The following is a 24955-nucleotide window of genomic DNA, read 5'->3' as shown; positions in this document are numbered from 1 at the left end:
GAGACCCCATGACCGAAAAGAAATTGACGGGCAAGATCGCCCGCGAACGGATCCGCCTGATGGAAACGCCCCGCCCGCCCGATGGGCTGATCGAAGGGTTCAAGGCCTTGGGAGACGCGAGCGGCATTGTGTCGGACGTGATGGACAGCCTGGGTCTGACCGGCGTGATCGGCGCGTCGTTCCTGAAACCCACTATTCAGGGCGCCTGCCTGGTCGGCCCGGCGCTGACCGTGCGCAATATCATCCAGCGCGAACACCCTTACGAAACGTCGAAAGCCAACGTCAACAAGATGGCCGAATTCGAGGCGCACAACCTGGCGCTGCCGGGCGACGTCGTTGTGATCCAGGGGGTCAGCGGCGTATCGAACATGGGCGGGATTTCGGCACAGACCGGCAAGCGCCAGGGCGAAGCCGGGGCCATCGTGTCGGGCGGGATCCGCGACGTGGCGCATTCCCGCAGCGTGGACTATCCGCTATGGGCAAGCGAGATCACCCCGGTGACGGGCAAGTCGCGCCTGGAAACGGTGGAAATCAACGGGGACGTGGAGATAGGCGGCATCCGCGTGTCGCCCGGCGACATCGTGGTCGCGGACGATACGGGGGTGTGCTTCATTCCGCGCGACCGCGCCGAAGAAGTCCTGCGCCTGTGCACCAAGAAGCACGGGTTCGAAACGATCAAGTGCGCGGCGATCGATGCGGGCGCCGCGGTGCCCGACCTGCCGGGCAACGCCTGATCAGACGTCGGTCCAGGCCATGGTGCGGCGGCGCTTTTGCGTCTGGTCGATGAATCGCTGGAGCGACCGCAGGGCCGTTCCGTCCAGCCCTTCCATTTCACATCCGAGCCGTCCGCCCGGCTGCTCGTTCTTGAGCGGGCTGACGTGCATGACCTTGAGGTTGGTCGTGAAATAGGTGTCCGCATCGAGTTCGATGTCGACAGCGACCACTTCCGAACCGGCGCCCAGCTTGGCGGCGCCTTCGGGCATCAGCAACGCGACACCCGTGACGCTGACATCCATCACCCGCAGCTCGATCGGATCGGCGGCCGGGCCGACACGAAAGCGCGCCACCGGGGGCGGCGTGTGCAGCGGACGGACGCGGAAATTGGAACGGCGCTGGAACCGGTACAGCTGCGCCGGGAAGCTGCAGGTCAGCACCTGGCTGCTGCCTTCGCCCTTCACGCGCATCAGGCCCTCGACCTCGAACTGGATCTTGACCTGTTCCAGGTAGCCGACGGCAAACACTTCGTCGGACGCCAGGATGCGTTCCAGTTGCGGGTCAATCAGGTCCGCGCCCAGGCGCACGACCCGCTTTGCACGGTCCACGTCCCAGATCGTGGTGGTGTAGCTGGCACCCCCCGGCGTGGTCAGCGCCACCAGCACGTTCTGGTCGGCCATCTGGTTGAGCAGGGTCTGGATTTCCAGCGGCTGCGAGATCCGGTAGTCCTCGAGGCCCTCGCTCGTCAGTCGTTCAGGGACCAGCGGCAACGCAGTCGTGTCTGTCATGGGAATGTGGGGAGCAAGGGTGCAAGGTCGGGTTATGCCTTCTTAACGAACGCATCCCCGCTTACTTGAGCCCTATTTCACAGGTCCCCTTTACACCAGCACGCGCTCGATGCCCCCGTCGTTGGCGACCTTGACGTAATTTTCCATCCAGTCCTTGCCCAGAAGGTGGCGGGCAATTTCGACCACGATGTAGTCGGCGTCGAGGTTGGCGTCTTCGTTGTAGCGCTTGAGCCCCTGCATGCACGACGGGCAGGACGTGAGCACCTTCACGTCGCCATCGAAACCGTCGGCCCGCAGCTTGTCGGCGCCCTTGCGCAGTTCCTCTTCCTTGCGGAAACGCACCTGCGTGGAAATGTCCGGCCGGCTCACGGCCAGCGTGCCCGACTCGCCACAGCACCGATCGCTCTTTTCGACATCCGGCCCGACCAGCGCCCTGACCGTCTTCATGGGCTCCTGCAGCTTCATGGGCGTGTGGCAAGGGTCGTGATACATGTAACGCGTGCCTGTCACGCCTTCCAGCTTGACGTTCTTTTCGAGCAGGTATTCGTGGATGTCGATCAGACGGCATCCCGGAAAGATCTTCTCGAATTCATAACCGGCCAACTGGTCGTAACAGGTGCCGCAGCTCACCACCACCGTCTTGATGTCCAGGTAGTTCAGCGTGTTGGCCATCCGGTGGAACAGCACGCGGTTGTCGGTGATGATCTTTTCGGCCTTGTCTTCCATGCCGTTGCCGCGTTGCGGATAGCCGCAGCACAGGTAACCCGGGGGCAGCACGGTCTGCACGCCCACATGCCAGAGCATGGCCTGCGTGGCCAGGCCCACCTGCGAGAACAGGCGTTCGGACCCGCAACCCGGGAAATAGAACACGGCTTCGGTATCGGCGCTGGTGGCCTGCGGGTTGCGGATGATCGGGACGTACTTGGCGTCTTCGATATCCAGCAGCTTGCGGGCGCTCTGTTTGGGCAGGCCGCCCGGCATCTTCTTGTTGATGAAGTGCACGACCTGCTCGCGCATGGGCGCCTTGCCCACGGTAGCCGGCGGCAGCTTCGTCTGCTTGCGCGCGAACTTGCCGAGCAGGTCATTGGCCAGGCGCTGGGCCTTGTAGCCGATGCCCACCATGGCCGTGCGGGTGGCGTTGATGGTGCGCGGATCCTTGGCGTTCAGGAAGAACATGGCCGCGGTCGTGCCCGGGTTGAACGACTTCTTGCCCATGCGGCGCAACAGGCTGCGCATCTTCATGGAGACGTCGCCAAAGTCGATATCGACCGGACAGGGCTTTTCGCACTTGTGGCAGACCGTGCAATGGTCGGCCACGTCTTCGAACTCTTCCCAATGCTTGATGCTGATGCCGCGGCGCGTCTGCTCTTCGTACAGGAAGGCTTCGACCAGCAACGAGGTCGCCAGGATCTTGTTCCGCGGCGAATAGAGCAGGTTGGCGCGCGGCACGTGGGTTGCGCACACCGGCTTGCACTTGCCGCAGCGCAGGCAGTCCTTGATAGCGTGCGAAATCTCGCCAATGTGGCTCTGCTGCATGATGAGCGATTCATGGCCCATCAGGTTGAAGCTGGGCGTGTAAGCGTGGCGCAGGTCGCCGCCCGGCATCAGCTTGCCGGCGTTGAAGTGGTTGTCGGGGTCGACGCGGCGCTTGTAGTCCTGGAACGGCGCGAGCTCCGCTTCCGACAGGAATTCGTACTTGGTGATGCCGATGCCATGCTCGCCCGAGATCACGCCGTCCAGCGACCGTGCCACGTCCATGATGCGCACGACCGCCTCGTTGGCTTCCTGCAGCATTTCGTAGTTGTCGGAATTGACCGGCAAGTTGGTGTGCACGTTGCCGTCGCCGGCGTGCATGTGCAGCGCGACGAACACGCGGCCCTTGAGCACCTTGTCGTGGATTTCCTGCGCCTTCTCGAGGATCGGCAGATAGGCCGCGCCCAGGAAGATGCGCTGCAGCGGCGCGCGCAGTTCGGCGCGCCAGGAAATGCGCACCGTGCGATCCTGCACCACGTCGAACACGCGCGCTTCGGGCTGGCGCTGCAGGCGTTCCTGCAGGGCGGGCAGCATGGTGCCCAGGCCGATGCGGGCGAATTCGCCCAGCGTATCGGCCAGCGGCAGATCCATGTGGCGCAGCACCCAGTTCCAGCGCTCGCGCACGGCGCTCAGCAGTTCCAGCGCCTGCACAGGCCGGTCGCCCAGCAATTCTTCCGGCGACAGCTTGTCACCCTCGCCATCTTCGCTCTTGCCCAGCGGCAGCTCGCCGTCGAAGAACGGCACCAGTTGGTCGATCAGCTTGAGCTTGTTGCGGGTCGACAGCTCGATGTTGATGCGTTCGATCTCGTCGGTGTACTCGCCCATGCGCGGCAGCGGAATCACCACGTCTTCATTCAGCTTGAAGGCGTTGGTATGGCGCGCGATGGCCGCGGTGCGTGAACGATCCGCCCAGAACTGCTTGCGGGCTTCGGGGCTGATGGCAACGAACCCTTCGCCATGCCGGGTGTTGGCCAGGCGCACGACTTCGGACGCGGCCACGGCCACGGCGTTGTCGTCGTCACCGACGATGTCGCCAATCAGCACCATCTTGGGCAAGGTGCCGCGCTTGCTCTTGGTGGCGTACCCGACGGCGCGCAGATAGCGTTCGTCCAGGTGTTCCAGGCCGGCCAGGATCGCGCCGCGCGCCATGCCTTCGCCGTCCAGGTAGGTCTTGATCTCGACGATCGACGGGATGGCGTCGCGCGCCTGCCCGAAGAATTCCATACAGACCGTGCGCACGTGCTTGGGCATGCGATGCAGCACCCAGCGCGCCGAGGTGATCAGGCCGTCGGTGCCTTCCTTCTGGATGCCCGGCAGGCCCGACAGGAATTTATCGGTCACGTCCTTGCCCAGGCCTTCCTTGCGGAACACGCGGCCGTGGATGTCCAGCATTTCGCTGCGCAGCGGACGCTCGCCGGGGGCGTGCGCCCCATCGGACCATTTGCATTCAAAGCGGGCCACGGCCACGTCGTGGATCTTGCCCAGGTTATGGTCCAGGCGAGTGACTTCCAGCCAGTTGCCCTGCGGGTCCACCATGCGCCACCAGGCCAGGTTGTCGAGCGCCGTGCCCCACAACACCGCCTTCTTGCCGCCGGCGTTCATGGCGACGTTGCCGCCCACACAGGACGCCTCGGCCGAGGTGGGGTCGACCGCGAACACGAAGCCTGCCTTGTCGGCCGCGTCGGACACGCGTTTGGTGACCACGCCCGCGCCCGAGAAGATCGTGGCGACCGGCTTGTCGACGCCGGGCAAGGGGCCGATTTCGACCTCGCCCAGGGTTTCCAGCTTTTCCGTATTGATGACGGCGGACTTCCAGGTCAGCGGCACCGCGCCGCCCGTGTAGCCCGTGCCACCCCCACGCGGGATGATGGTCAGCCCGAGCTCGATACAGGCGCGCACCATGGCGGCGATCTCGAGTTCGGTATCCGGGGTCAGTACCACGAACGGGAATTCGACGCGCCAGTCGGTGGCGTCGGTCACGTGCGAGACGCGCGACAAGCCGTCGAACTTGATGTTGTCGCGCAGGGTGATGCGGCCCAGCGTCTTGAGCGCCCGGCGGCGCAGTTCGGCCGTATCGGAAAATTCCAGTTCGAAGGCCTGGACAGCGGCGCGCGCCATGTCGAGCAGGCGGCCGACCTTGCCGTCGCGTTCGCTGTCGGCGGGTTCCCGGCGGCGCTGGACTTCACGCAGGCGGTGTTCCAGGGCCTCGACCAGCGCGCGGCGGCGCTTGGGATTGTCGAGCAGGTCATCCTGCAGATACGGATTGCGCCGCACCACCCAGATGTCGCCCAGCACTTCGTACAGCATGCGGGCCGATCGGCCCGTGCGCCGTTCTCCCCGCAGGTCGTTCAGCATGTCCCAGGCTTGCGGCCCGAGCAGGCGCTGAACGATCTCGCGATCGGAAAACGACGTGTAGTTGTAGGGGATTTCGCGCAGCCGGCTAGTGGCGGGCGGGACGACGAGGTCGAGAGGCAGCGGGGCGTTCATGATGGGTAAAACTTCTTCCCTTGGGCCGTCATTCTAGCCGACGGCCCGGTGTGCAAGGTGGGGCGAGCCCGACAGGACGGGCAAAAGCGAGTCATCCGCGGGGCAGTGGCCGGGCAGAAAACACTGGGCGACGCAGGCAGGAAAACGTCAGCCGAACCGTGCGTTATAGCTTTTTTCGGAGAATCCGACACTGACGACGCCGTCGGGCGTCAGCAACACCGGCCGCTTGACAAGGGTCGGCTGCGCCGCGATCAGGGCCAGCCATTCGTCATCGCTCTGGGGATTCTTGACCGGATCCGGCAGGTTGCGCCAAGTGGTGGACGACCGGTTGACCAGCGTTTTCCACCCGCCGACCTGGGCCGACCAGTCCTGCAGGGTGGTGGCCGGCAGCGGCGCCTGGCGGTAATCGACAAAGTCATGCGCGATGCCCTGGGCGGTCAGCCACTGGCGCGCCTTCCGGCAGGAATCGCAGTTGGGCAGGCCGTAGAGCGTGGTCGAGGTCATGGAACGGATCGCATACAAAAAGGGAGGCCGGAGCGGATTGTCGCCCGGAGGTCACCCCCGGGCGGTCAGTTCGGCGAAAACATCCACAGCAACGCTGCGGTCATGGTGATGTAGCGGGCCAGCTTGCCGATCGCCATGTACAGCACGCTAGGCCAGAAATCGAGCTTGAGCCAGCCCGCCACCGCGCACAGCGGATCGCCCACCAGCGGCACCCAGGACAGCAACAGCGTCTTGGGACCCCAGCGGTCCAGCCAGCGCCGTGCGTGCGCATGCCAGCGGCCGTGCTGCCCGTGATCGCCGTGATGGTGATTGATCGGCCGCGGCGGTCCATGGTGCCCTTCGGCCAGGCGATGCGCTTCGTGGCGGTGCCGCAGGCGGTCCACGCCGTTCTTGGCGGCGCGGCCCATCCAGTAGCTGATCATGCCCCCCACCGTGTTACCCAGGGTGGCGGTGCCGACCGCGTACCAGAACATGTCAGGCGATATTTTCACATATCCGAACACCGCCGGCTCGGAACCCAGCGGCAACAGCGTCGCCGAGATCAGGCTGACGACAAAAATCGCCGACAGCCCGACCTCGGGCAACGCCAGCGTGGTCAGCAGCCAGGTGACGGAGGATTGGATCCAGGCTTCCATGTCGCGGTGTCGGAAGAGGTGCGATCGCCATGCTGCGGCGACCGCACCCGGCCCGCTCACTCCATCCGGATGTCGGCTTCTTTGACGAGCGCCGACCACTTGGCCGATTCGCTCGCGATGAAGGCGCCGAAGGTCTGTGGGGTGCCGCCACCGACCTGGCTGCCCGAATCAACGATGGCCGTCTTGAGCGGACCGGCGTCGAGCAGCTTGTTGATTTCGACATTCAGCCGCTTAAGGATCGCCGGCGGGGTGCCGGCCGGCGCCACGATGCCCTGCCAGTTATAGGACTCGAACCCGGTCAGTCCCGATTCGGCCAGGGTGGGTACGTCGGGCAGCACGGCCAGGCGCTTGGTCGACGTGACGGCCAGCGGCCGGATCTTGTTTGCCTTGATTGACGGCAATGCCGCATAGCCCATCTCGAACATCATGGGGATATGGCCCGCCAGCAGATCGGTCGCGGCCAGGTTGCCGCCCTTGTAGGGCACGTGGACGATGTCGATCCTGGCCTGCATCTTGAACATTTCGCCCGACAGGTGGTGAGCACCGCCCACACCCGACGAACCGAACGCCAGTTTGCCCGGCTGCTTTTTTGCCATGGCGATCAGTTCCTGCACCGACCTGGCCGGAACGGAATTGCCCACGCTCAGGATCAGCGGACCGGTTTCGATCAGCACCACGGGCGCCAGGTCTTTGAGCGGCTGATAGGGCAGATTCTTCATCAACGTGGGGTTGACCGACAGCGGAGCCAGATTGCCCATGCCGATCACGTAGCCGTCGGGCGCGGCCTTGGCGATGGCGTCGGTGCCGATCACGCCACCGGCGCCGGCCTTGTTCTCGACCACCACCGTCTGGCCCAGCGCCTTGCCCAGTTGCTCGCTGATCAGGCGCGCGCGGGTGTCGGCAAAGCCGCCGGCCGCATACGGCACGATCAGCCGGATTGGCTTGCTGGGATAGTCGCTTTGCGCGTAGGACGGCAGGGCCGCGGCAAAGGCCGCGACGCCGGCCACGGCGGCGACCAGGGTCGTGAATCGGGGCAGACGGCCGGTCTGGCCCGTCGTGAAGGGATAAGGCATGCGTGCTCCGTGTCGTGCTGTCGTTTTTGTGTGATGCGAATGCGGTGGCGCGTGGATCGTGTCCGGTCTGCTCGCGCAGCGAATCGCCCGGCAGAGCATATCGCAGGTTGCAGGCGCGCCCCTTCGGCGCAGGGTCTGACCCCATGCCTGCTCACGATTTTTTCCTGCGTGTACAGATGTGTCACACTATTTGGCTTCGCCAACCGCTTACGCATCCACCGCCATGTCCACCGACTACCTCAAGCGCATCCTGACCGCCAAGGTCTATGACGTTGCCGTCGAAACCGCCCTCGACCCTGCCCCGCAGCTGTCGGCGCGCATTGGCAACACGGTGCTGCTCAAGCGGGAAGACACGCAATCGGTGTTCAGCTTCAAGCTGCGCGGCGCCTACAACAAGATGGCGAACCTGCCGCCCAAGGCGCTGGCGCGGGGCGTCATTGCCGCATCCGCCGGCAACCATGCCCAGGGCGTGGCCCTGTCGGCGCAGCGCCTGGGCTGTCGCGCCGTGATCGTCATGCCCGTGACCACCCCGCAGGTGAAAGTGGACGCCGTGCGCGCCCGCGATGCCGAAGTGGTGCTGTTCGGCGAAAGCTTCACCGACGCCTATCACCACGCCAAGGAACTGGAAGCCAAGCAGAAGCTGACCTTCGTGCATCCGTTCGACGACCCCGACGTGATCGCCGGCCAGGGAACCATCGGCATGGAAATCCTGCGCCAGCACCCTGGCCCGCTGGACGCGATCTTTGTGGCGATCGGCGGTGGTGGGCTGATTTCGGGTGTGGCGGCGTACGTAAAAGCGCTCAGGCCCGAGATCAAGATCATTGGCGTGCAGACCGAAGAATCCGACGCCATGATGCAGAGCGTGCGCAAGGGCCGCCGGGTCACCCTGCCCGACGTCGGCCTGTTTGCCGATGGCACCGCCGTCAAGCTGGTGGGTGAAGAAACCTTCCGCCTGGCGCGCAAGTACGTGGATGATTTTGTGGTGGTGGATAGCGACGCGATCTGCGCGGCCATCAAGGATGTCTTCCAGGAAACCCGCAGCGTGCTGGAACCGTCGGGCGCCATGGCCGTGGCCGGCGCCAAGCAGTACCTGGCCGCCAACAAGTGGAAGAACAAGACGGTGGCCGCGATTGCCTGCGGCGCCAACATGAACTTCGACCGCCTGCGCTTCGTGGCCGAGCGGGCCGAAGTGGGCGAAGCGCGCGAAGCCGTGTTTGCGGTCACCATGCCCGAAGAACGCGGCAGCTTCCGCCGCTTCTGCGAACTGGTCGGCGGCCGCAGCGTGACCGAATTCAACTACCGCATGGGCACGTCGGCCAAGGCGCACGTGTTCGTGGGCCTGCAGATTTCGGCGCATGGCGAATCCGCCAAGATCGCGGCCAACTTCCGCCGCAACGGCTTTACCGCGCTGGATCTGTCGCACGACGAACTGGCCAAGACCCACCTGCGCCACATGGTGGGCGGCGCGGCGCCGACAGCCGACAACGAACTGCTGTACCGCTTCGAATTTCCGGAGCGCCCCGGCGCGTTGATGCGCTTTCTGAGCTCGATGTCGCCTACCTGGAATATCAGCCTGTTCAACTACCGGAACCAGGGCGCCGACTACGGCCGCATCCTGGTGGGCCTGCAAGTGCCGCCGTCGGATCAGAACGCCTTTGCCGATTTCCTGAAAGACCTGGGCTATCGCTACTGGGACGAGTCCAGGAATCCGGCCTACGCGCTGTTCCTGAGATGATCCGCTTCACGGTCTGACAAAAGCCTCCTGCAAGGGGGCTTTTTTTATGCCCGTGCGCAAAGCGCGTTGGCGTCGCCGCATTCGTCTTGTCTTTGGGTTCACGGATCGTGAATTGCCGAACCACGCCCCGCGCGTTGTTCGGGTGGGGGCCTCTCTGTAGATTGCGTCCACCCCGCCAAACGGCCGCAGATGGCCGTGAACGACCCGATACGGGCTCCCAGGAGACACCCATGAACACCCACGCTTCCGATCCCCCCAAGGCTTCGCGCCAGACCCGCAAGGCGACTGCCAGCGGCTGGATCGGCTCGGCCCTCGAGTACTACGATTTCTTCATCTACGCGACGGCTGCGGCGCTGATCTTCCCGCAGATCTTTTTTCCCAAGACCGACCCCAAGGTCGCCATCATTGCATCGCTCGCCACCTATGGCGTCGGCTACATCGCGCGCCCCATCGGCGCCGTCATTCTGGGTCACTGGGGCGACACGCACGGCCGCAAACGCGTGCTGATCCTGTGCATGTTCCTGATGGGATTTTCGACCGTGGCCGTGGGCCTGCTGCCCACCTACGACCAGATCGGGCTGTGGGCGCCCGCCATGCTCGTGGCACTGCGCCTGATCCAGGGCTTTGCGGTGGCCGGTGAAATTTCCAGCGCCAGTTCCATGATCCTTGAACACTCGCCGTTCGGTCGCCGCGGCTTTTATTCCAGCTTCACGCTGCAGGGCGTGCAGGCCGGCCAGGTGCTTGCTGCCGCCGTGTTCCTGCCGCTGGCGCACTACATGTCGCCCGACGCCTTCCTGTCGTGGGGCTGGCGCGTGCCGTTCATCATGAGCTTCCTGGTGATCGTGGCGGGCTACATCATCCGCCGTCAGGTGCACGAAACGCCCGTGTTCAAGGAAGTCGATGCCAAGGGGCTGGTGCCCAAGGCGCCGGTGATCCAGGCCGTGACCGACAGCTGGCGCGACATGATCCGCGTGATGCTGTGCTCGCTCATGAACGTGATTCCGGTGGTGGCCACGGTCTTCGGCGCGGCGTATGCCGTGCAGCCGGGCTACGGCATCGGTTTCGCCAAGGATGTGTACCTGTGGATCCCGGTCGTGGGCAACATCCTGGCCGTGCTGGTGATCCCGTTCGTGGGCAACCTGTCGGACCGGATCGGCCGCCGCCCACCCATCATCGTTGGCGCGCTGGCCTCGGGGCTGCTGTCGTTCGGCTACCTGTACGCCATCAGCATCCACAACGTGCCGCTGGCCATTGTGCTGTCGCTGCTGATGTGGGGCGTGGTCTACCAGGGCTACAACGCCGTGTTTCCAAGCTTCTATCCCGAGATGTTCCCGGCGCGCACCCGCGTGTCCGGCATGGCCATTTCACAGAACGTCGGCACGGCGTTCACCGCCCTGCTGCCTGCCCTGTTCGTGAGCGTCGCGCCACCTGGATCGAACAATATTCCGTTCACGATCGGCATGATCACCCTAAGCATCTGCGGCATTGCGGCGCTGTCGGCATGGACGGCCCGCGAGACCTACCGCGTTCGCATGGACGACCTGGGTGACCCCCTTGCCCGACCGGTGGACAAGGCGGAGTACCTGCGGCTGCGGGCGCAGACGATGGCGAACGGAGATGCGGGTTCCTCATCCGCTGCATCCCCTGCATCCGCCGCGCGTTGATCGCCTGGGCCCCGTCATGATCACAGGCACCACCCGGCTCATTGCCCACATCGGCTATCCCACCGACAGTTTTCGGGCGCCGATGATCTACAACCCCTGGTTCGACAGCCGGGGCATCGACGCCGTGGTCGTGCCCATGGGCGTCCGCGTTCAGGACTATCCCGCCACCTTGTGCCAGCTGTTCACGCTGACCAATCTGGCGGGCGCGCTGATCACCATGCCGCACAAGATCACCACCCTGGATCTGGTCGACGACGTGACCACCACGGCCCGCGTGGCCGGCGCCTGCAACGCCGTGCTGCGACGGCCCGATGGGTCGCTGCTCGGCGACATGTTCGACGGCGCGGGCTTCGTGCGCGGCGTGCAGCGCAAAGGCGTCGCCTTGACCGGGGCGCGCGCGCTGGTGTCGGGCAATGGCGGCGTCGGCTGCGCCATTGCGGCGTCGCTGGCGGCGGCCGGGGTGGCGGAACTGGCGCTGTACGACGTGTCGGATGCGTCGTCCCACGCCCTGGCCTTGCGGCTGGCCGAGCACTATCCGGAACTGGCCATCGAGACCGGATCGAACGATCCGGCCGGCTTCGACCTGATCGTCAACGCCAGCCCGCTCGGCATGCGAGCCGATGACCCCCTGCCCTTCGACATCTCGCGGATCGATCCTCGCACGTTCGTGGGCGAGGTCGTCATGAAGGAAACCATGACGCCACTGCTGAAGGCCGCGCAGGCCAAAGGCTGCGGAATCCAGGTGGGCACGGACATGCTGTTTGAACAGATTCCGGCCTATCTGGAGTTCTTCGGGTTCGGGACGGCGACAGCCGAGGAATTGCGGAAGGTGGCGCGGTTGCCGGAGTGAGAGGTCCGCCAGATCGCGGCGCCGCACTCGCCGGTGATGTCAGAACAGCGGTGATGTCAGAACAGATACGACGCGCTCAGCAACACACCGCGGGGTGCACCCGGCATGCTGTTGGACCGCCAATAGCGCTTGTCCAGCAGGTTGGTCATGGCCAGCGTGACCGTCCACGGCATGGGGCGCCATCCGATTGAGGCGTCCACCCGCACATAGCCCGGCATGCGGCTGGTGTTCGCCAGGTTCACCCATTGCCTGCCCACAAAGGTCGTTCCTGCTTCCACATACCAGGCCGGCGCGGGCACGTAGCGCGCAAACAGGCTGCCGTTGACGCTGCCCGTGTTGGCAAGATGCCGTCCGGCATTGGCCGGCGTCAGGCGGTCTTCTCGCACCGTACTGCGCTGCAGACCCACACCGCTGCGCAGATACCAGTCCGCTGCCACGCGTCCGGACGCACTGAATTCCATGCCGCGCGACCCGTCCGAACCCCGTACCGCAAAGGTGTACGGGTCGTTGGTGGCGTCGGGCTGGTACCTGACGTTGTAGCGGCGCAGGTCGTAGATCGCGAACTGGGTCGACACCCGTCCGTCCAGCCAATCGCTCTTCACTCCCGCTTCGTACTGGCGCGAATATTCCGGCTGGGCATCGAACACGGCATTGGGCGCGGTGGAGACGCTCAGCATGCCGCGTCCGCCATAGGGCGCAAAGCTCTTGCTGTACGACGTGTACACGCTGTGCGCGCCCAGCGGCCGCCACACCAGGCCGGCGCGTGGGCTCCACGTCTGGCCGCTGTGCTCGCGCTGTGCGCCGTTAACGCGATTGGTGCTGTGAAACCGGTAGCTGTCAAAGCGCATGCCGGTCAGCAGTTTCCATTGCGGCGTGATCGTGATCACGTCCTGCACGTACACAGCGCGCGCCTTGGCTTCGTGCTGGTTGTGTTGCGTGGGCGCGCCTTGCGGCGGCCGGGTCACCCAACTTGCCGCGCCGGGCGGGTCAAAAGGATCGATGAACGAGTTGGACGCGCCGCTGGACAGTCGCGGACTGCGCTCTTCCTGGGTCGCTTCAAAGCCGAGCAGCAGGTCGTGGCTGATGCCCCCTGTCACTGCCTTGCCGGTGAGATCCAGGATATGGGTCTGCGTCACGTTACGCGTCTGCTGCCACGCATAATTCTGGCGCACGCGGCCAGGCCAGGTGCACGACTGGCCCGCACTGGTCAGGCGCGATCCGTCGCAATACGTGCCGGCAAAATAGTGGTCGAAGTCCTGGTCCGCCTGGCGATGGCTGGCCACCCAGCGCAAGGACCAGTCCGGATGAAATTGCCATGACAGATCGGACCGGAACATCCGCAGCGAATCTTCGATGTAATCGCCCGGGTGCGCAAAGCCGTTGCGCCGCGATACCCCGGCGGGCAGGTTGTCATAACTCGGCCCGCGGTCCGGCACGCGCCAGACGTCGTCCCGTGTGTACTGACCGACCCAGCGCAGGCCGCGCTGATTGTCGAACACCACGCTGGGCGAGACCATGGTATTCCGATTGCGGATGCCTTCGCGAAAGCCATGCGCCTGTTCACGGTCGGCGCTCAATCGAACCGCCCAGTGCGGCGACAGTACGCGGTTCACGTCCACGCTGGCGCCGCGGTTCTCCCACGACCCGGCGCGCAGCCCCACGCTGCTGACGGCGTCGAAGCTGGCCTGCCGGCTGATCAGGTTGATGATGCCGCCGCCTGCGCCCCGTCCGTACAGCACGGCGGCCGGCCCCTTCAGCACTTCCACGCGCTCGACGTTGGCAGTGCTGCGGCGGACCTGCCCGCTTTCGCGGATACCGTCGCGGTAAAAGTCGCCATAGCTCGCTTCAAAACCGCGGATCATGATGCCTTCGCCGCGCGTGTCGTAGAAACTTTCGACGCCCGGCACGCCTTGCAGCATGATGCTCAGATCGTTGATGCCATAAGCCTTGAATTTGCTGACTTCGAGCGAATCGATGCTTTGCGGCACGTCTTTGACATCAAGGGCAGTGCGCGTGGCCGTGGATACCGATGCGGGCCGGGCATCATCGGGGTCGAGCGCGTCGGCGTTGACGGTGATGGTGGAAAGTGTCTGCGGCCTGCGGTCCGGAGTGCTCTGTGCCGCGCCGGTATGCGGCAACTTGGTCTGCGCCACGTCGGTATGCGAAACGTCGGTCTGCGCCATGGCGGTACTTCCCACGGCGGCACCCGCCACGGCGACCATCCCGGCCACTCCCAGTCCGATCCGCCGCGCCGCCCGGCGCTGGCTGGATAGATTCTGCATGATCCCCTCCCTGCCGCACGCTGCGGCAAAAAGCAGTTATCGGACCATGCAGGACCACGCCAACCAATTGTGAATGATTCGTATTTACTATCAGCAGCAACCGCTGAACGGGCTGTGTTGGTAGAACGGGCCAAGGTCGTCCGCCAGTTGCCCCACGACCTCTTTCCACCGCGCCGCAGCGGCGTTGCCTTTGAGGCTGGCGCGCACTTGCGCGATGAGTTCGGCGCGCATGCCGGCTTCGTCCACCGTGATGACGCGGCCGCCTTCAACGATCTTGTGGCCGCCGATGTAGACGTCCTGCAGATGGCCGGCGTGGGCGCGGGCGAGCAGGATGTCGAGCGGGTCGACGTCGTCGAACAGGGCGTCGTCGTCGACGGCGTCCCAGTTCAGCACAAGCAAGTCGGCGGGGGCGCCGACGACAAGGCGGCCGCCCAGGTTGGCGACAGTGTCGGTGCGAGTGCCCGTGCCGGTATGGGTACCGATACGGGTGACGCCGTTGGCGTTACCTTTAAAGTCAGACCTTGCGCGATCCGCAACACCGGTCAACGCACCAGCCATGCTGCCATGCAGCCTGCCGGCCTCCCGGGCCTCTCCTTGCATCCCGATCACGCTGCGCCGCCCATTGCGCGCTGCAAAGCGCCACAGATCTGCCGGCGTCATGGCCACGTCGTAGCCCCAGCCGCGGTGCAGGGCGTAGGCCAGGCGCATTTCGCGCAGGGCGTCGTCGTCTTCATCGAGCGCGAGGCCGTCCAGGCCCATGGCCACGCAGCAGCCTTGCCGCAGCATTTCGCCGACCGGGGCAATGCCGGAGCGGATGCCGAGGTTGGAGCTGGTGTTGACGGCGATGGTGACGCCGCGTTCGGCCAGCAGGGCGAGTTCGTCGGGCCGGGCCCAGACGCAGTGCGCCAGGGTCAGGCGTGGGCTGAGGAGGCCTATCGAATCCAGATAGCGGACCATGCCGTCGGGGAACGTGCGGTCGGCCCATTCGCGCTGGTAGCGGGTTTCAAGCAGGTGCATGTGCACGGGCCGGCCGGTGTCGGCGCTGGCCTGCGCGATGGCGGACAGCAGGGGTGTGCTGCACCACTGCACGCCGCCGGGTCCGTATTGCAGGGTGACGTGGTCGGCGTAGCCGCCTTCACGCAGCATGTGGCCGACGTCATCGACACGCGCGAGGTAGTCGGCGGGGGACAAGGGAGATGGCTTTAGTCGCGCAGAGACTTCGTCTCGGATGTCGGCGCGGACGGCGTTGAGGACGGTGGTGTCGTCGGCGTAGCCGATGGCGTGACGGTCGCTGATCGCCACCGCGAAGCCGATGTTGACGCCGACGTCGCGGGCGGCCTTAGCGACCGCTTCGGCTTCTTCCACATACGGCAGGCTGCCCTGCACGCGGGTGTAGTGCACCATGAGGTGCGAGACACCGTGGCGCACGGATCGTGCGAAGGAGGTGGCCGCGCCAAGGTAGGGGTCAGCGGCTGGCGTGACGCCCAGGAACGGCAGCCACCCTTCCAGCGGCCGCGCAAAAGCGCCGAGCGTGGCGCTGCGGAAGGTGCGGGCGTGATCGTGTGCGTTGGACAGCGCGGGGAGGATGAGACGGCGGGAGCCGGACGACGCCCCTGCGGCAGGCGACGCGCCTGTCATCGCAGAAGCAGGCGCAGCACCTGGCGAAGTAGCAGATGCCACATCAAACGAAACCGCGTTTGCATGCGGCCCCGAGGCATCATTGATCGCCGCGATTCTGCCTTCATCGATGGAGACCTGCACGCCCTTGCGCGCAGCCTCGACACCCGGGTCAGCCAGCAACCAGTCGGCGTTGATGACGAAGGCGCTGGCAGCACCCGAGTGTTGTGTCCTGCGTGGGTCCGCCATCGCGCGCTCCTCTTCTGCTTACTTCACCGAAAACTGACGTTCCGCCAAGGGCGGCAGGAAGCTGCGGTCGAACACGTCTTTCGCCGCCGGCTTGGCGGTCAGTTCGAAGGCTTTGGCAAGCTGGTCGATCGACCGGCTGAAACGTTCGTCGTTCACGTCGCCCACGCCATTCTTCATGGCTTCGGGCGTCAGCACGACGTTCTTCAGCGCGTACATGAGCCGGCGCTTTTCCAGATCCTTGTTGATGAGCGGTTCGCGTTTTGCCAGGGCTTCGATCGCGGCGTCGGGATTGTCGATCGCATCACGCACACCCTTGTTGATGGCGCGCACCAGGCCGGCCACGACCTGGGGTTTGTCTTTCACGAGCTGACGGGACACCAGCACGCCGTTGCCGTACAGGTCGATGCCGTTCTCTGAATAGTTGATCCAGCGGATGTCTTTGTCCGGATCGACGTTCTGCGCGACCAGGTTCATGTAGCTGGTGACGGTGAACACGGCGGACGCTTGGACCTGGTCGCGCAGCAGCATCTGCTCTTGCAGGTTCGGCGCCATGTTGGTCCACGTGACTTTGGACGGGTCAATGCCGTTCTTTTCGGCCAGCACCGAGAACATCTTGTAGGCCGCGCCGCCGGCGGGCGACCCGATGGTCTTGCCCTGCAGATCCTTGACCGTGCGGATGTTGCTGCTGGCCTTGGTCATGATGGCGTACGGCGCGGTGTTGTACAGCATGTAGACCATGACGGGCGCCTGGTCCGGGCGGGTGGCGGCGGCTTGCACGATGGCGTTCACGTCGCCGAAGGACGCCTGGTAGGTGCCGGCCATGACCTTGGTCACGGCGTTGGCCGACCCGTCGCCCTGGTCGATGGTGAGGTCTATCTTTTCCTGCGCAAAGTAGCCCTTGTCCATAGCGAGGTAGTACCACGCGTGGATCCCCTGGAGCTTCCAGTCGAGCACGAACTTGATCGGCGTCACAGTAGCGGGCGCTTGCGCCTGGACCATCATCGGTGCGAACACGGAGGCGGCAAGTGCGCCAAGAAGCACACGGCGGAGCGGGACGAAACGCATGGTGAAGATCCTGGTGAGTGGAATGGAAAAGGGAGAGCCCATGTCGAGCCAGCCCGCATGGTGTTTTCCACGTGGTGTTGCCCACGTGGGAAAGCCCGACGGCCGGAAAGCCTGTCTTGGTTAGATCGCTTCGAAAAGCACGTCCTGCGCGCCTTCCCACAACACCTTCTTGCCCAGGGCTTGCAGGTGTTCCTTGCCCTCGACCAGGGTCAGGAAGTGGTTGCCGGCCAGCTGGCCCATGCGGCTGGAGAACGAGCAGGGGCCATAGGCCAGGATGATCTCTGTTTCGCTGTAGCCGCCCGGGTAGAACAAGATGTCGCCCTTGGACGGATGGCTGGTGTGGTTTTCGAAGTCGACGCCCAGGCGGAAGTCGCCCAGCGGAATCCAGCAGCCTTCGCCGCTCCAGCGCACGTGGATCAGCTTCTGCTTATAGGGCAGCAGCTTTTCAAAGGCGGCCACGGTCAGCGGCGCGTCGGGGTGGGTTTCGGCGATGAAGGTGTAGCCGCCGGCTGTCATGCGGATGCGTTTGATGGGGGCGGGGGCAGTGCTGTCCGTGCTGTTATTCATGCTCGTTTCCTGGCTCATGCTTTTTCGATCCACTTGTTCACGGTCGGGGCTTTCCAGTCTGCCAGCGCATCGAGCAAGGAAGCCGGATCGGCATCGATGACGATCATGTCGCGGTGCTCGGTCTTCAAAAAGCCTTCGTCCACGGCGCGCGTCAGCATGGCGCGCATGGGGTCGTAAAAGCCCCGCACATTCAACGCGCCGCAGGCCTTGGTGTGGTCGCCCAGTTGCGTGAGCGTGGCGGCTTCGAACAGTTCTTCGAGCGTGCCCAGGCCGCCGGGCATGGCGATGAAGGCATCGACCAGATCGGCCATGCGCGCCTTGCGGGCCCGCATGTCGGTCACGATTTCATGTTGCGTAAGCAGGGGATGCAGGTGCCCGCGGTCGTGCAGCCGCTGGTTGATGATGCCAACCACCCGGCCACCGGCGGCCAGGGCCGCATCGGCCATCAGACCCATCAGGCCCTTGTGCGTGCCGCCATAGACCAGGGTCAGTCCGCGGCGGGCGATTTCGGTGCCCAGGGCGCGGGCGGCATCGGCGTATTCCGGCGATGCGCCGAAGTTGGAACCGCAGAAAACCGCCACGCTTTTTATAAGGGTGGGCGACGCGGTGATCGCGTCGATGGGAGAGGTAGGTGTCGTCATAGAAAGATGCTGGGTGAAGGGGCTCAGGCCATGGCCATGTCGGTCTTGCGTTGGGTCCAGCCGGTCAACCGGCCTTCGATATACGCAGAGATGGCATATAAGAGCACACCCAGCACGGCCAGGATGAAGAGGCCGGCGAATACCAGCGGCACATCAAAGTTGCCACTCGCAATCATCATGACGTTGCCGATCCCCTTGTTGGCCGCCACGGTTTCGGACAGCACGGTGCCGACGAACGACAGGGTGATGGCGATCTTGAGCGACGCGAACAGGTAGGGCAAGGCACGCGGCAGGCCCACGTTCCAGAGAATGTCGCGCTTGCTGGCGCCCAGCACTTTCAGTACGTCTTCCAGTTCGGGTTCGGTGGTGGCGAGGCCCGTGGCGACGTTCACCACGACCGGGAAGATGCTGATGACGAGCGAGGTCAGGATCGCGGGCACCGTGCCCGAGCCGAACCACACCACGAAGATCGGCACCACGGCCACTTTGGGGATACTGGAAAAGCCGACCAGCAGCGGGTAGGCCACGTCGTACGCGAGCCGCGACGATCCGATGATGACGCCGATCACGACACCGACCAGCACGCCCAATGCAAAGCCGACGACCGTGGTGTACAGGGTCTGCACGGTGTGCGGCCACAGCAGGGGAAACTTCTGCCACAGCACGACCGCGATCTGCGACGGCCGCGGCAGCACCAGGTCGGACACGCCGCTGGCCAGACAGATCACTTCCCACAGCAAAAAGAAGCCGACCAGCGTCAGCGCCGACAGCAGATAGCGTTTGGTCTTGGGATTCATTCGCGCGGCGGGCTTGGGCCCGGCCTTCACAGCAGGAATCGAGGGGGACGCCGCGCTCATGCGACTCTCCTTGGGTTGGGGACGTCGGTAGTGGCGAGACCAGCGGTCGGCACCGTGGCACCGGCAGCCGCATGGACAGCGGCATGGGCAACGGCATCTGCGGCAGCTTCCTGCGCATCGCTGTCGGTGCGCGCATGGGCGATCCGCATGCGCAGTTCCTGCACCAGGGTCGCGAACTCGGGCGCGTAGCTCGATTCCAGGGTGCGCGGCCGGGAAAATTCGACGTCGCGATCTTCAAGAATGCGACCGGGACGCGAGCTCATCACACAGATGCGGTTGGCCAGGTAGGCCGATTCGCGCAGATCGTGCGTCACCAGCAGCACGGTCGGGCGCTTGGTGATCCACAGGTCCTGCATGATCGCCCACAGCTCTTCGCGGGTGAACTGGTCCAGCGCGCCGAAGGGTTCATCCAGCAGCAGCAGTTGCGGGTCGTGCACCAGCGCGCGGCACAGCGATGCACGCTGCAGCATGCCGCCCGACAGCTGCCACGGGCGCTTGTCGCCAAAGCCTTTCAGGCCGACCTGCGCCAGCAGTGCTTCGGCGCGTTCGGCGAACTCGCCCTTTTTCTTGCGGGCGTATTCCGACCGAAAAGGCTCGACGATCTTGAGCGGGATCATGACGTTTTCGCGAATCGTCAGCCACGGCAGCATCGTCGGATTCTGAAAAGCAAGGCCGATCCGCACGCGCGGGGCATGCGGGTTATGGATGCGCGCACCCGGTGACCCGGCTTCGCGGCCGCCCACGATCACGGCGCCCGACGTTGGCGTGAGCAGCCCGCCAACCAGCTTCAGGATCGTGGACTTGCCGCAGCCGCTGGGCCCGACCAGCGCCACGAAGTCGCCCTTGTCGATGCGCAGGTTGGTGTGGTCCAGGGCAATCGTGCCGCCGCCATACTGCAGCGACACGTTGGCCAGATCGATGAACGATTGGGTCATGGCAGGGTTCCTTCGATCACGTCGGCGGACGGCCGCGCGCTGACGGGTGCGCCTTCGGGCCGCGTCAGGATCGCGGTGGTGTACGTCTCGGTATTGCGGGGCTTGGGCGTCGGCATCTTCTGCACGGCCTTGACCGACACGCCCCAGCCGGCGGCATCTTCCACCAGGGCGCCATCGCGCATGACAAAGCGGCCGCGCACCAGCGTGTGGATCGGGTAACCCTTGACCACACGGCCGTTCCACGGCGAGATCTTGCTGACGCTCTGCAGCTTGCCCTGGTTGACCACGCCTTGCTTGTCCATGTCGACGATGGCGATGTCGGCATGCGAGCCGGCGGCAATCACGCCCTTCACGCCATACAGGCCCCAGGCCTTGGCGGGGTTGACCGAGCTCCAGCGCACGTAGTCCATCAACGTGGCGCGTTCCTTGTTGATCTCGGTCAGCATCAGCGGCATTTGCGTTTCGACACCCGGGAAGCCGCAATCGCAATCCCAGATGCTTTCGCGCGTCTTTTCTTCGGGCGTGTGCGGCGCGTGATCGGTCGCGATCATGTCGATGGTGCCGTCCATTAGCGCATCCCATAACGGCTGGTTATGGCGTGCTTCGCGGATGGGCGGGTTCAGGCGCAGGATGCCGCCCAGGCGTGACATGTCGTTCACGTTCATCAGCATGTATTGCGGGCAAGTCTCCGCCGTCACGTCCACACCCCGGCGCTTGGCTTCGCGCAGCAGGTACAACGAGTCAGCCGAGCTGTGATGCGCAATGTGCACGCGGGCGCCGGTCCATTCCGCCAGCGTAACCACGCGGCCAATGGCTTCGATCTCGGCCACGGCCGGACGCGCGGCCAGATGCGCGAAGGGATCGTTGCGGCCGGCGGCCTGCAGCTTGGCCTGGCGGCGCGCCATGATGGACGAGTTCTCGGCATGCACGACGGTACGAATACCGAGCGGCGCCAGTTTTTCGAAGCCTTCGAGCAGGCAGCCGTCGGTCGGCGCCGGCAGGTTGCCGAAAGTATTGCCGACAAAGGCCTTGAAGCTGGTCACGCCGGCGTCCAGCAGTTCTTCAAGGCGATCGACGGTATCGTCACCGAACAGGCCATGAATGCCGAAGTCCACATACGAGGACTCGGCCGCCTTCTGCTTCATGCGCAGCGCTTCGACCGTGCCGGTGGCGGGGTTGGTGTTGGGCATTTCGAACACGGTGGTCACGCCGCCGCAGGCAGCCGCGGCCGATCCGGTCTTCCAGGTTTCCTTGTTCGGGTAGCCGGGATCGCGAAAGTGCACGTGGCTGTCGATGGCGCCGGGCAACAGATACAAGCCGTCGGCGCGGATTTCCTCGCGGGCCGAAGGCATCAGGTCGTCATGACCCACCGCGACGATGATGCCGTTGTCGATGGCGACAGACGCCTCGATGATGTGATCGGGCGACACCACTTTGCCGCCGCGGATGACCAGGTCTACCTGACTCATGACTTCGTTCCTTGCTCAAATGCCGTGCTGATTGCCGTGCTGGAAATGCCGTACCCGATGCGTCGATCACTGCCTCGACGACTGCTTGAAAGATGCTTAGAGCGATGCCCATCCGCCGTCGACCGGCAGGTCGGCGCCGGTGATCTGGCGCGACGCATCGCTGGCCAGGAACAGGCAGGCATTGGCGACGTCGTCGTCGACGGTGACGCGGCGCAGCGCATAGTCCATCGCGTGTTTCGTCATGGCTTCTTCCAGCGTGATGTTCAGGCGCTTGGCCATGTCGGCGCAGACCTTCTCGCGAAACCGAGGGCCATCGACCATGCCCGGGGCAACGTTGTTGACGTTGATGTTGTGCGGACCGGCTTCAAGCGCGAAGCTTTTGGTGATGCCGCGCAGGCCCCACTTGGACGCCGAATACGCCATGCGGCCGGCGCGGCCGCGCATGCCAAAGGTACCGCCCACGTTCACGATCTTGCCGTAGCGGCGCGCGATCATGCCAGGCAGCACGGCATGCATGGTGTTGAAGCAGCCCGACATGTTCAGGCGAACGATCTCGTCGAACTCGGCGGCGGTGGTTTCCCAGCCGGTCTTGCCGATCGGGCCCGACCCGCCGGCCACATTGACCAACACGTCGACACGGCCAAAGGCCTCTTCGGCGGCGCGGCCCAGCGCTTCGGTCTGCGTATCGTCGGTCAGGTCGCACGGCACGACCAGCACCTTGACGCCCAAATCGCGCGCTTCGGCCGCCACGGGTTCGATCGCCGCGACATCACGGCCCGTCAATACCAATGCGCACCCTTCCCTGGCGAACGCCAGGGTGATTGCGCGGCCCATGCCCTTGGCCGGACCGGTGATGACCACAACCTTGTCTTTCAACTGCAAATCCATCATCTTTCTCGCGTCTTTCTTGGGGAGTCGGCGCCTGCGCAGTGCAGGTTCAGGCAGAGGCAGGCGCCGATCGGGGTCAGACCATCCTTGCGGTCGGTCCTTCGTCGTTTCAGAGCTTGGACGGACGGTCCGCGCGTGCCGGCAGGAAGGTGCTGTCGAACACGTCGCCGGTGGCCGGCGTCGTCGTCAATTGGTTAGCTTTCACAACCAGATCGATCGACTTCTTCAGGCGCGCGTCATCGATGGCGCCCAGGCCGATCCTGGCGACTTCCGGATGGCTCATGTCGCGCTTGAGCGTGGCCAGCAGCTTTTCCTTTTCCAGCTCGGGCTTGAGCAGCGGCTCGCGCTTCATGACGGCAGCAATACCTTCGTCGGGATTGGCCACCACTTCCTTGATCGCCTTGTTCAGGGCGCGCAGGAAGCCCTTCACGGCCTCGGGGTTCTCTTTCGTGAACTTGCGCGAGAACATGATGGTGTTGGAGTACAGGTCCAGCCCATAGTCGGCGTAGCGGATAAAGCGCAGGTCTTTTTCCGGATCCATGCCGCTGGCCTTGGCCGCGAACCACACCGTGTTGATGTAGCCGAACACGCCGTCCACCTGGTCACGGATCAACATCTGTTCGCGCAGGTTGGGCGCCATGTTGCTGATCTTGACCTTGTTCAGGTCAAAGCCTGCAGAACCTGCCAGGGTCGGGAAGAGCTTGAGCGCGCCGTCGTTCGCCGGGCCGCCCAGCGTCTTGCCTTCGAAGTCTTTGGGCGTCTTGATCGGGCTGTTGGCCTTCACGACCACCGTGAACGGGGCCGAGTTGTATAGCGTGTAGACACCCACGGGGGCATCGGCCGGGCGCTTGGCCGCGAAGTCGATCAGCGCGTTCATGTCGCCAAAGGCCGCGGTGTAGGTGCCGGCGGCCACCTTGGGCACGCCGGCGGCCGAGCCTTCTCCCTGGTCGATTTCGACATCCAGGCCTTCCGCCTTGAAGTAGCCCTTGTCCTGCGCCAGAAAGAACCAGGCTTGCGGGCCTTCGTACTTCCAGTTCAAGGTCAGCTTGATCTTGGTTTGCGCGCTGGCTGCGGTCGGCAGCACGGCGAAGGTCAGGCCCAGGGCCGTGGTCACGGCGGCCGACACGGCAAACTTCTTGAAACTCGCAATCATGAAATGCTCCTGAGGGGTGGCGGAGGACATGCGGGGGAACGCGGACAATGTGGAAACGGGTGCTGCGAGAAGGGCCGGGGCTGCCGTCTCAGGCCTGCTTGCGCAGCGCGTCGGTCAGCGCGGCCGACGTGGCCACGAAGCCATGCAGCTGGCGCACGATGAAATGGATGGCCTGGGTCACGTAGTCGGGCGACGCGGTGCTGCACGCATCGCTCAACAGAATGTTGTCGTAGCCAATAAAGGCGGCGTCCTGCAGGGTCGAGAACACGCAGCGGTCGGTATTCACGCCGGCGTACAGCAAGGTCGTGATGCCCTGCTGGCGCAGCAGGCTGTCCAGTTCGTTGTCCCAGAAACCGCTCAGGCGATGCTTGTGCACGGTGATGTCGCCCGCGACGACCGGCAGTTCTTCAACCACCTGCGCGCCCCAGCTGCCTTGCACCACGCTCTGGCCGTGGTCCAGCGGCGACGTCTCGGCATACCCCACGCCGTCGGCGGTGCGCTTGCCCTTGAACAGCACGGTGGGCGGCAGGTTCAGGCGGTCGGCGCGGATACCCCAGTTCACCCACACCACCCGGCCCGAGGCCGCGCGCCAGGCGTCGAGCAAAGCGGCGATGGCGGGAATCGGCTGGCGCATGGGCGACACGTCGATGCCCTTCTGGCCGAACCAGCCTTCCGGGTGGCAGAAGTCGTTCTGCATGTCGATGATGATCAGCGCCGTCGCCGCGACGTCGATTTCAATGGGGTGGTCATCGGCGGCGAACTGCACCGGCCGCGGCACGTGGGGCGGCCGCACCAGACTCAGGGCGTCGCCGCGGCGCGTCCAGACGTTGCCGGATGCCGGGCCAAAGGTCGTATCGGAAGTCGAGGTGGTCTGGGACATGGCGGAGTCTGAAGGTCGGGTTGAGGCGGTGGACCCGGCGGCCATGACTGCTGCCGGATTCCATCCAAGGCCGCGGCAGGCACCGATACCGGGCGCGCCGCGTCCCTGGCTCTACCTAATGCAATGCCCGTACCTGTCTGGCCATTTGAGCGATTCAATTCATTGCCGTTTTGGCGTTACTCTGTTGCCGGTGCGGCATCAGTCGCCTGACAGCACGGTAAACAGGGCATCTTGGGATCACGGCGGTGGCTGCGGCGGCTGCCCGCCGCAACCGGGCAGCGCGCACCTTGGACGTGGCGGCCGGCGTCCTTTGTCGTGGCCATGCACCGCGGACCGGCGCGTGCAGACCGACGCACCATTCCCGAGCAC

At 64.8% G+C, this 24955-nt stretch carries 20 protein-coding genes; 4 read left to right on the top strand and 16 right to left on the bottom strand.

Annotated elements, in window-relative coordinates; all coding sequences use genetic code 11:
- The first annotated feature begins 8 nt into the window (after positions 1-8).
- Positions 9-734 carry an RraA family protein gene (locus tag IE116_RS25560; protein ID WP_189616751.1) on the top strand — a complete coding sequence of 242 codons (726 nt, stop codon included), beginning with the start codon at positions 9-11 and terminating at the stop codon, positions 732-734.
- On the opposite strand, the gene IE116_RS25555 is transcribed toward IE116_RS25560, so the two are convergent.
- The 5 genes from IE116_RS25555 to IE116_RS25535 form a co-directional block, all read right to left on the bottom strand.
- Positions 735-1502: a flagellar brake protein gene (locus IE116_RS25555; protein WP_189616748.1), complete on the bottom strand. Its 768-nt coding sequence runs from the start codon at positions 1500-1502 to the stop codon at positions 735-737.
- Positions 1503-1592: 90 nt separating this feature from the next.
- Positions 1593-5522, bottom strand: coding sequence for a DUF3683 domain-containing protein (locus IE116_RS25550; protein WP_189616746.1), 3930 nt, complete (start codon positions 5520-5522; stop codon positions 1593-1595).
- Between the two features lie 147 nt (positions 5523-5669).
- Positions 5670-6026, bottom strand: coding sequence for an arsenate reductase (locus IE116_RS25545; RefSeq protein WP_189616744.1), 357 nt, complete (start codon positions 6024-6026; stop codon positions 5670-5672).
- A gap of 65 nt (positions 6027-6091) precedes the next feature.
- On the bottom strand, positions 6092-6661 hold the full coding sequence (locus IE116_RS25540) for a YqaA family protein (protein ID WP_189616742.1): 570 nt from the start codon (positions 6659-6661) through the stop codon (positions 6092-6094).
- Between the two features lie 56 nt (positions 6662-6717).
- Complete coding sequence (locus IE116_RS25535) at positions 6718-7698, bottom strand: Bug family tripartite tricarboxylate transporter substrate binding protein (protein ID WP_373303118.1); 981 nt, start codon at positions 7696-7698, stop codon at positions 6718-6720.
- Between the two features lie 226 nt (positions 7699-7924).
- On the opposite strand from IE116_RS25535, the gene ilvA reads away from it, so the two are divergent.
- The 3 genes from ilvA to IE116_RS25520 all read left to right on the top strand — a co-directional run bounded on the left by ilvA (position 7925) and on the right by IE116_RS25520 (position 11983).
- Positions 7925-9469: a threonine ammonia-lyase, biosynthetic gene (gene ilvA / locus IE116_RS25530; protein ID WP_268249252.1), complete on the top strand. Its 1545-nt coding sequence runs from the start codon at positions 7925-7927 to the stop codon at positions 9467-9469.
- A 230-nt stretch (positions 9470-9699) separates the two neighbouring features.
- Positions 9700-11133 carry an MFS transporter gene (locus IE116_RS25525; protein WP_189616737.1) on the top strand — a complete coding sequence of 478 codons (1434 nt, stop codon included), beginning with the start codon at positions 9700-9702 and terminating at the stop codon, positions 11131-11133.
- Between the two features lie 16 nt (positions 11134-11149).
- Positions 11150-11983: a shikimate dehydrogenase family protein gene (locus IE116_RS25520; protein ID WP_189616735.1), complete on the top strand. Its 834-nt coding sequence runs from the start codon at positions 11150-11152 to the stop codon at positions 11981-11983.
- Positions 11984-12039: 56 nt separating this feature from the next.
- On the opposite strand, the gene IE116_RS25515 is transcribed toward IE116_RS25520, so the two are convergent.
- The 11 genes from IE116_RS25515 to IE116_RS25465 all read right to left on the bottom strand — a co-directional run bounded on the left by IE116_RS25515 (position 12040) and on the right by IE116_RS25465 (position 24586).
- Entirely contained in the window at positions 12040-14265 is a 2226-nt protein-coding gene (locus IE116_RS25515; protein ID WP_189616733.1) for a TonB-dependent receptor, read from the bottom strand.
- Between the two features lie 90 nt (positions 14266-14355).
- Entirely contained in the window at positions 14356-16131 is a 1776-nt protein-coding gene (locus IE116_RS25510; RefSeq protein WP_229828940.1) for an amidohydrolase family protein, read from the bottom strand.
- Between the two features lie 18 nt (positions 16132-16149).
- Positions 16150-17196, bottom strand: a complete 1047-nt coding sequence (locus tag IE116_RS25505) for an ABC transporter substrate-binding protein (RefSeq protein ID WP_229828937.1) — start codon at positions 17194-17196, stop codon at positions 16150-16152.
- Positions 17197-17316: 120 nt separating this feature from the next.
- Positions 17317-17727 (bottom strand): DUF3830 family protein, encoded by a 411-nt coding sequence (locus tag IE116_RS25500; RefSeq protein WP_189616795.1) that lies wholly within the window; start codon positions 17725-17727, stop codon positions 17317-17319.
- Between the two features lie 50 nt (positions 17728-17777).
- Entirely contained in the window at positions 17778-18404 is a 627-nt protein-coding gene (locus tag IE116_RS25495) for an LOG family protein (protein WP_189616731.1), read from the bottom strand.
- A gap of 23 nt (positions 18405-18427) precedes the next feature.
- Entirely contained in the window at positions 18428-19261 is an 834-nt protein-coding gene (locus IE116_RS25490) for an ABC transporter permease (protein WP_229828935.1), read from the bottom strand.
- Complete coding sequence (locus IE116_RS25485) at positions 19258-20196, bottom strand: ABC transporter ATP-binding protein (RefSeq protein WP_189616729.1); 939 nt, start codon at positions 20194-20196, stop codon at positions 19258-19260. The genes IE116_RS25490 and IE116_RS25485 overlap by 4 nt, the downstream gene beginning before the upstream one ends.
- Positions 20193-21665 carry an allantoinase AllB gene (gene allB / locus IE116_RS25480; protein WP_189616728.1) on the bottom strand — a complete coding sequence of 491 codons (1473 nt, stop codon included), beginning with the start codon at positions 21663-21665 and terminating at the stop codon, positions 20193-20195. Before allB ends, IE116_RS25485 begins: the two co-directional genes overlap by 4 nt.
- A 96-nt stretch (positions 21666-21761) precedes the next feature.
- Positions 21762-22541 carry an SDR family NAD(P)-dependent oxidoreductase gene (locus IE116_RS25475; protein WP_229828933.1) on the bottom strand — a complete coding sequence of 260 codons (780 nt, stop codon included), beginning with the start codon at positions 22539-22541 and terminating at the stop codon, positions 21762-21764.
- Between the two features lie 121 nt (positions 22542-22662).
- Entirely contained in the window at positions 22663-23706 is a 1044-nt protein-coding gene (locus IE116_RS25470; RefSeq protein WP_189616726.1) for an ABC transporter substrate-binding protein, read from the bottom strand.
- Positions 23707-23794: 88 nt separating this feature from the next.
- Positions 23795-24586 (bottom strand): cysteine hydrolase family protein, encoded by a 792-nt coding sequence (locus tag IE116_RS25465; protein ID WP_189616725.1) that lies wholly within the window; start codon positions 24584-24586, stop codon positions 23795-23797.
- Positions 24587-24955 lie beyond the last annotated feature (369 nt).

Source organism: Pigmentiphaga litoralis (genome assembly GCF_014651835.1).
Taxonomy (GTDB): Bacteria; Pseudomonadota; Gammaproteobacteria; order Burkholderiales; family Burkholderiaceae_B; genus Pigmentiphaga; species Pigmentiphaga litoralis.
Note: the sequence above shows the minus strand (reverse complement) of the source record. Positions and strands in the feature narration are given on the sequence as shown.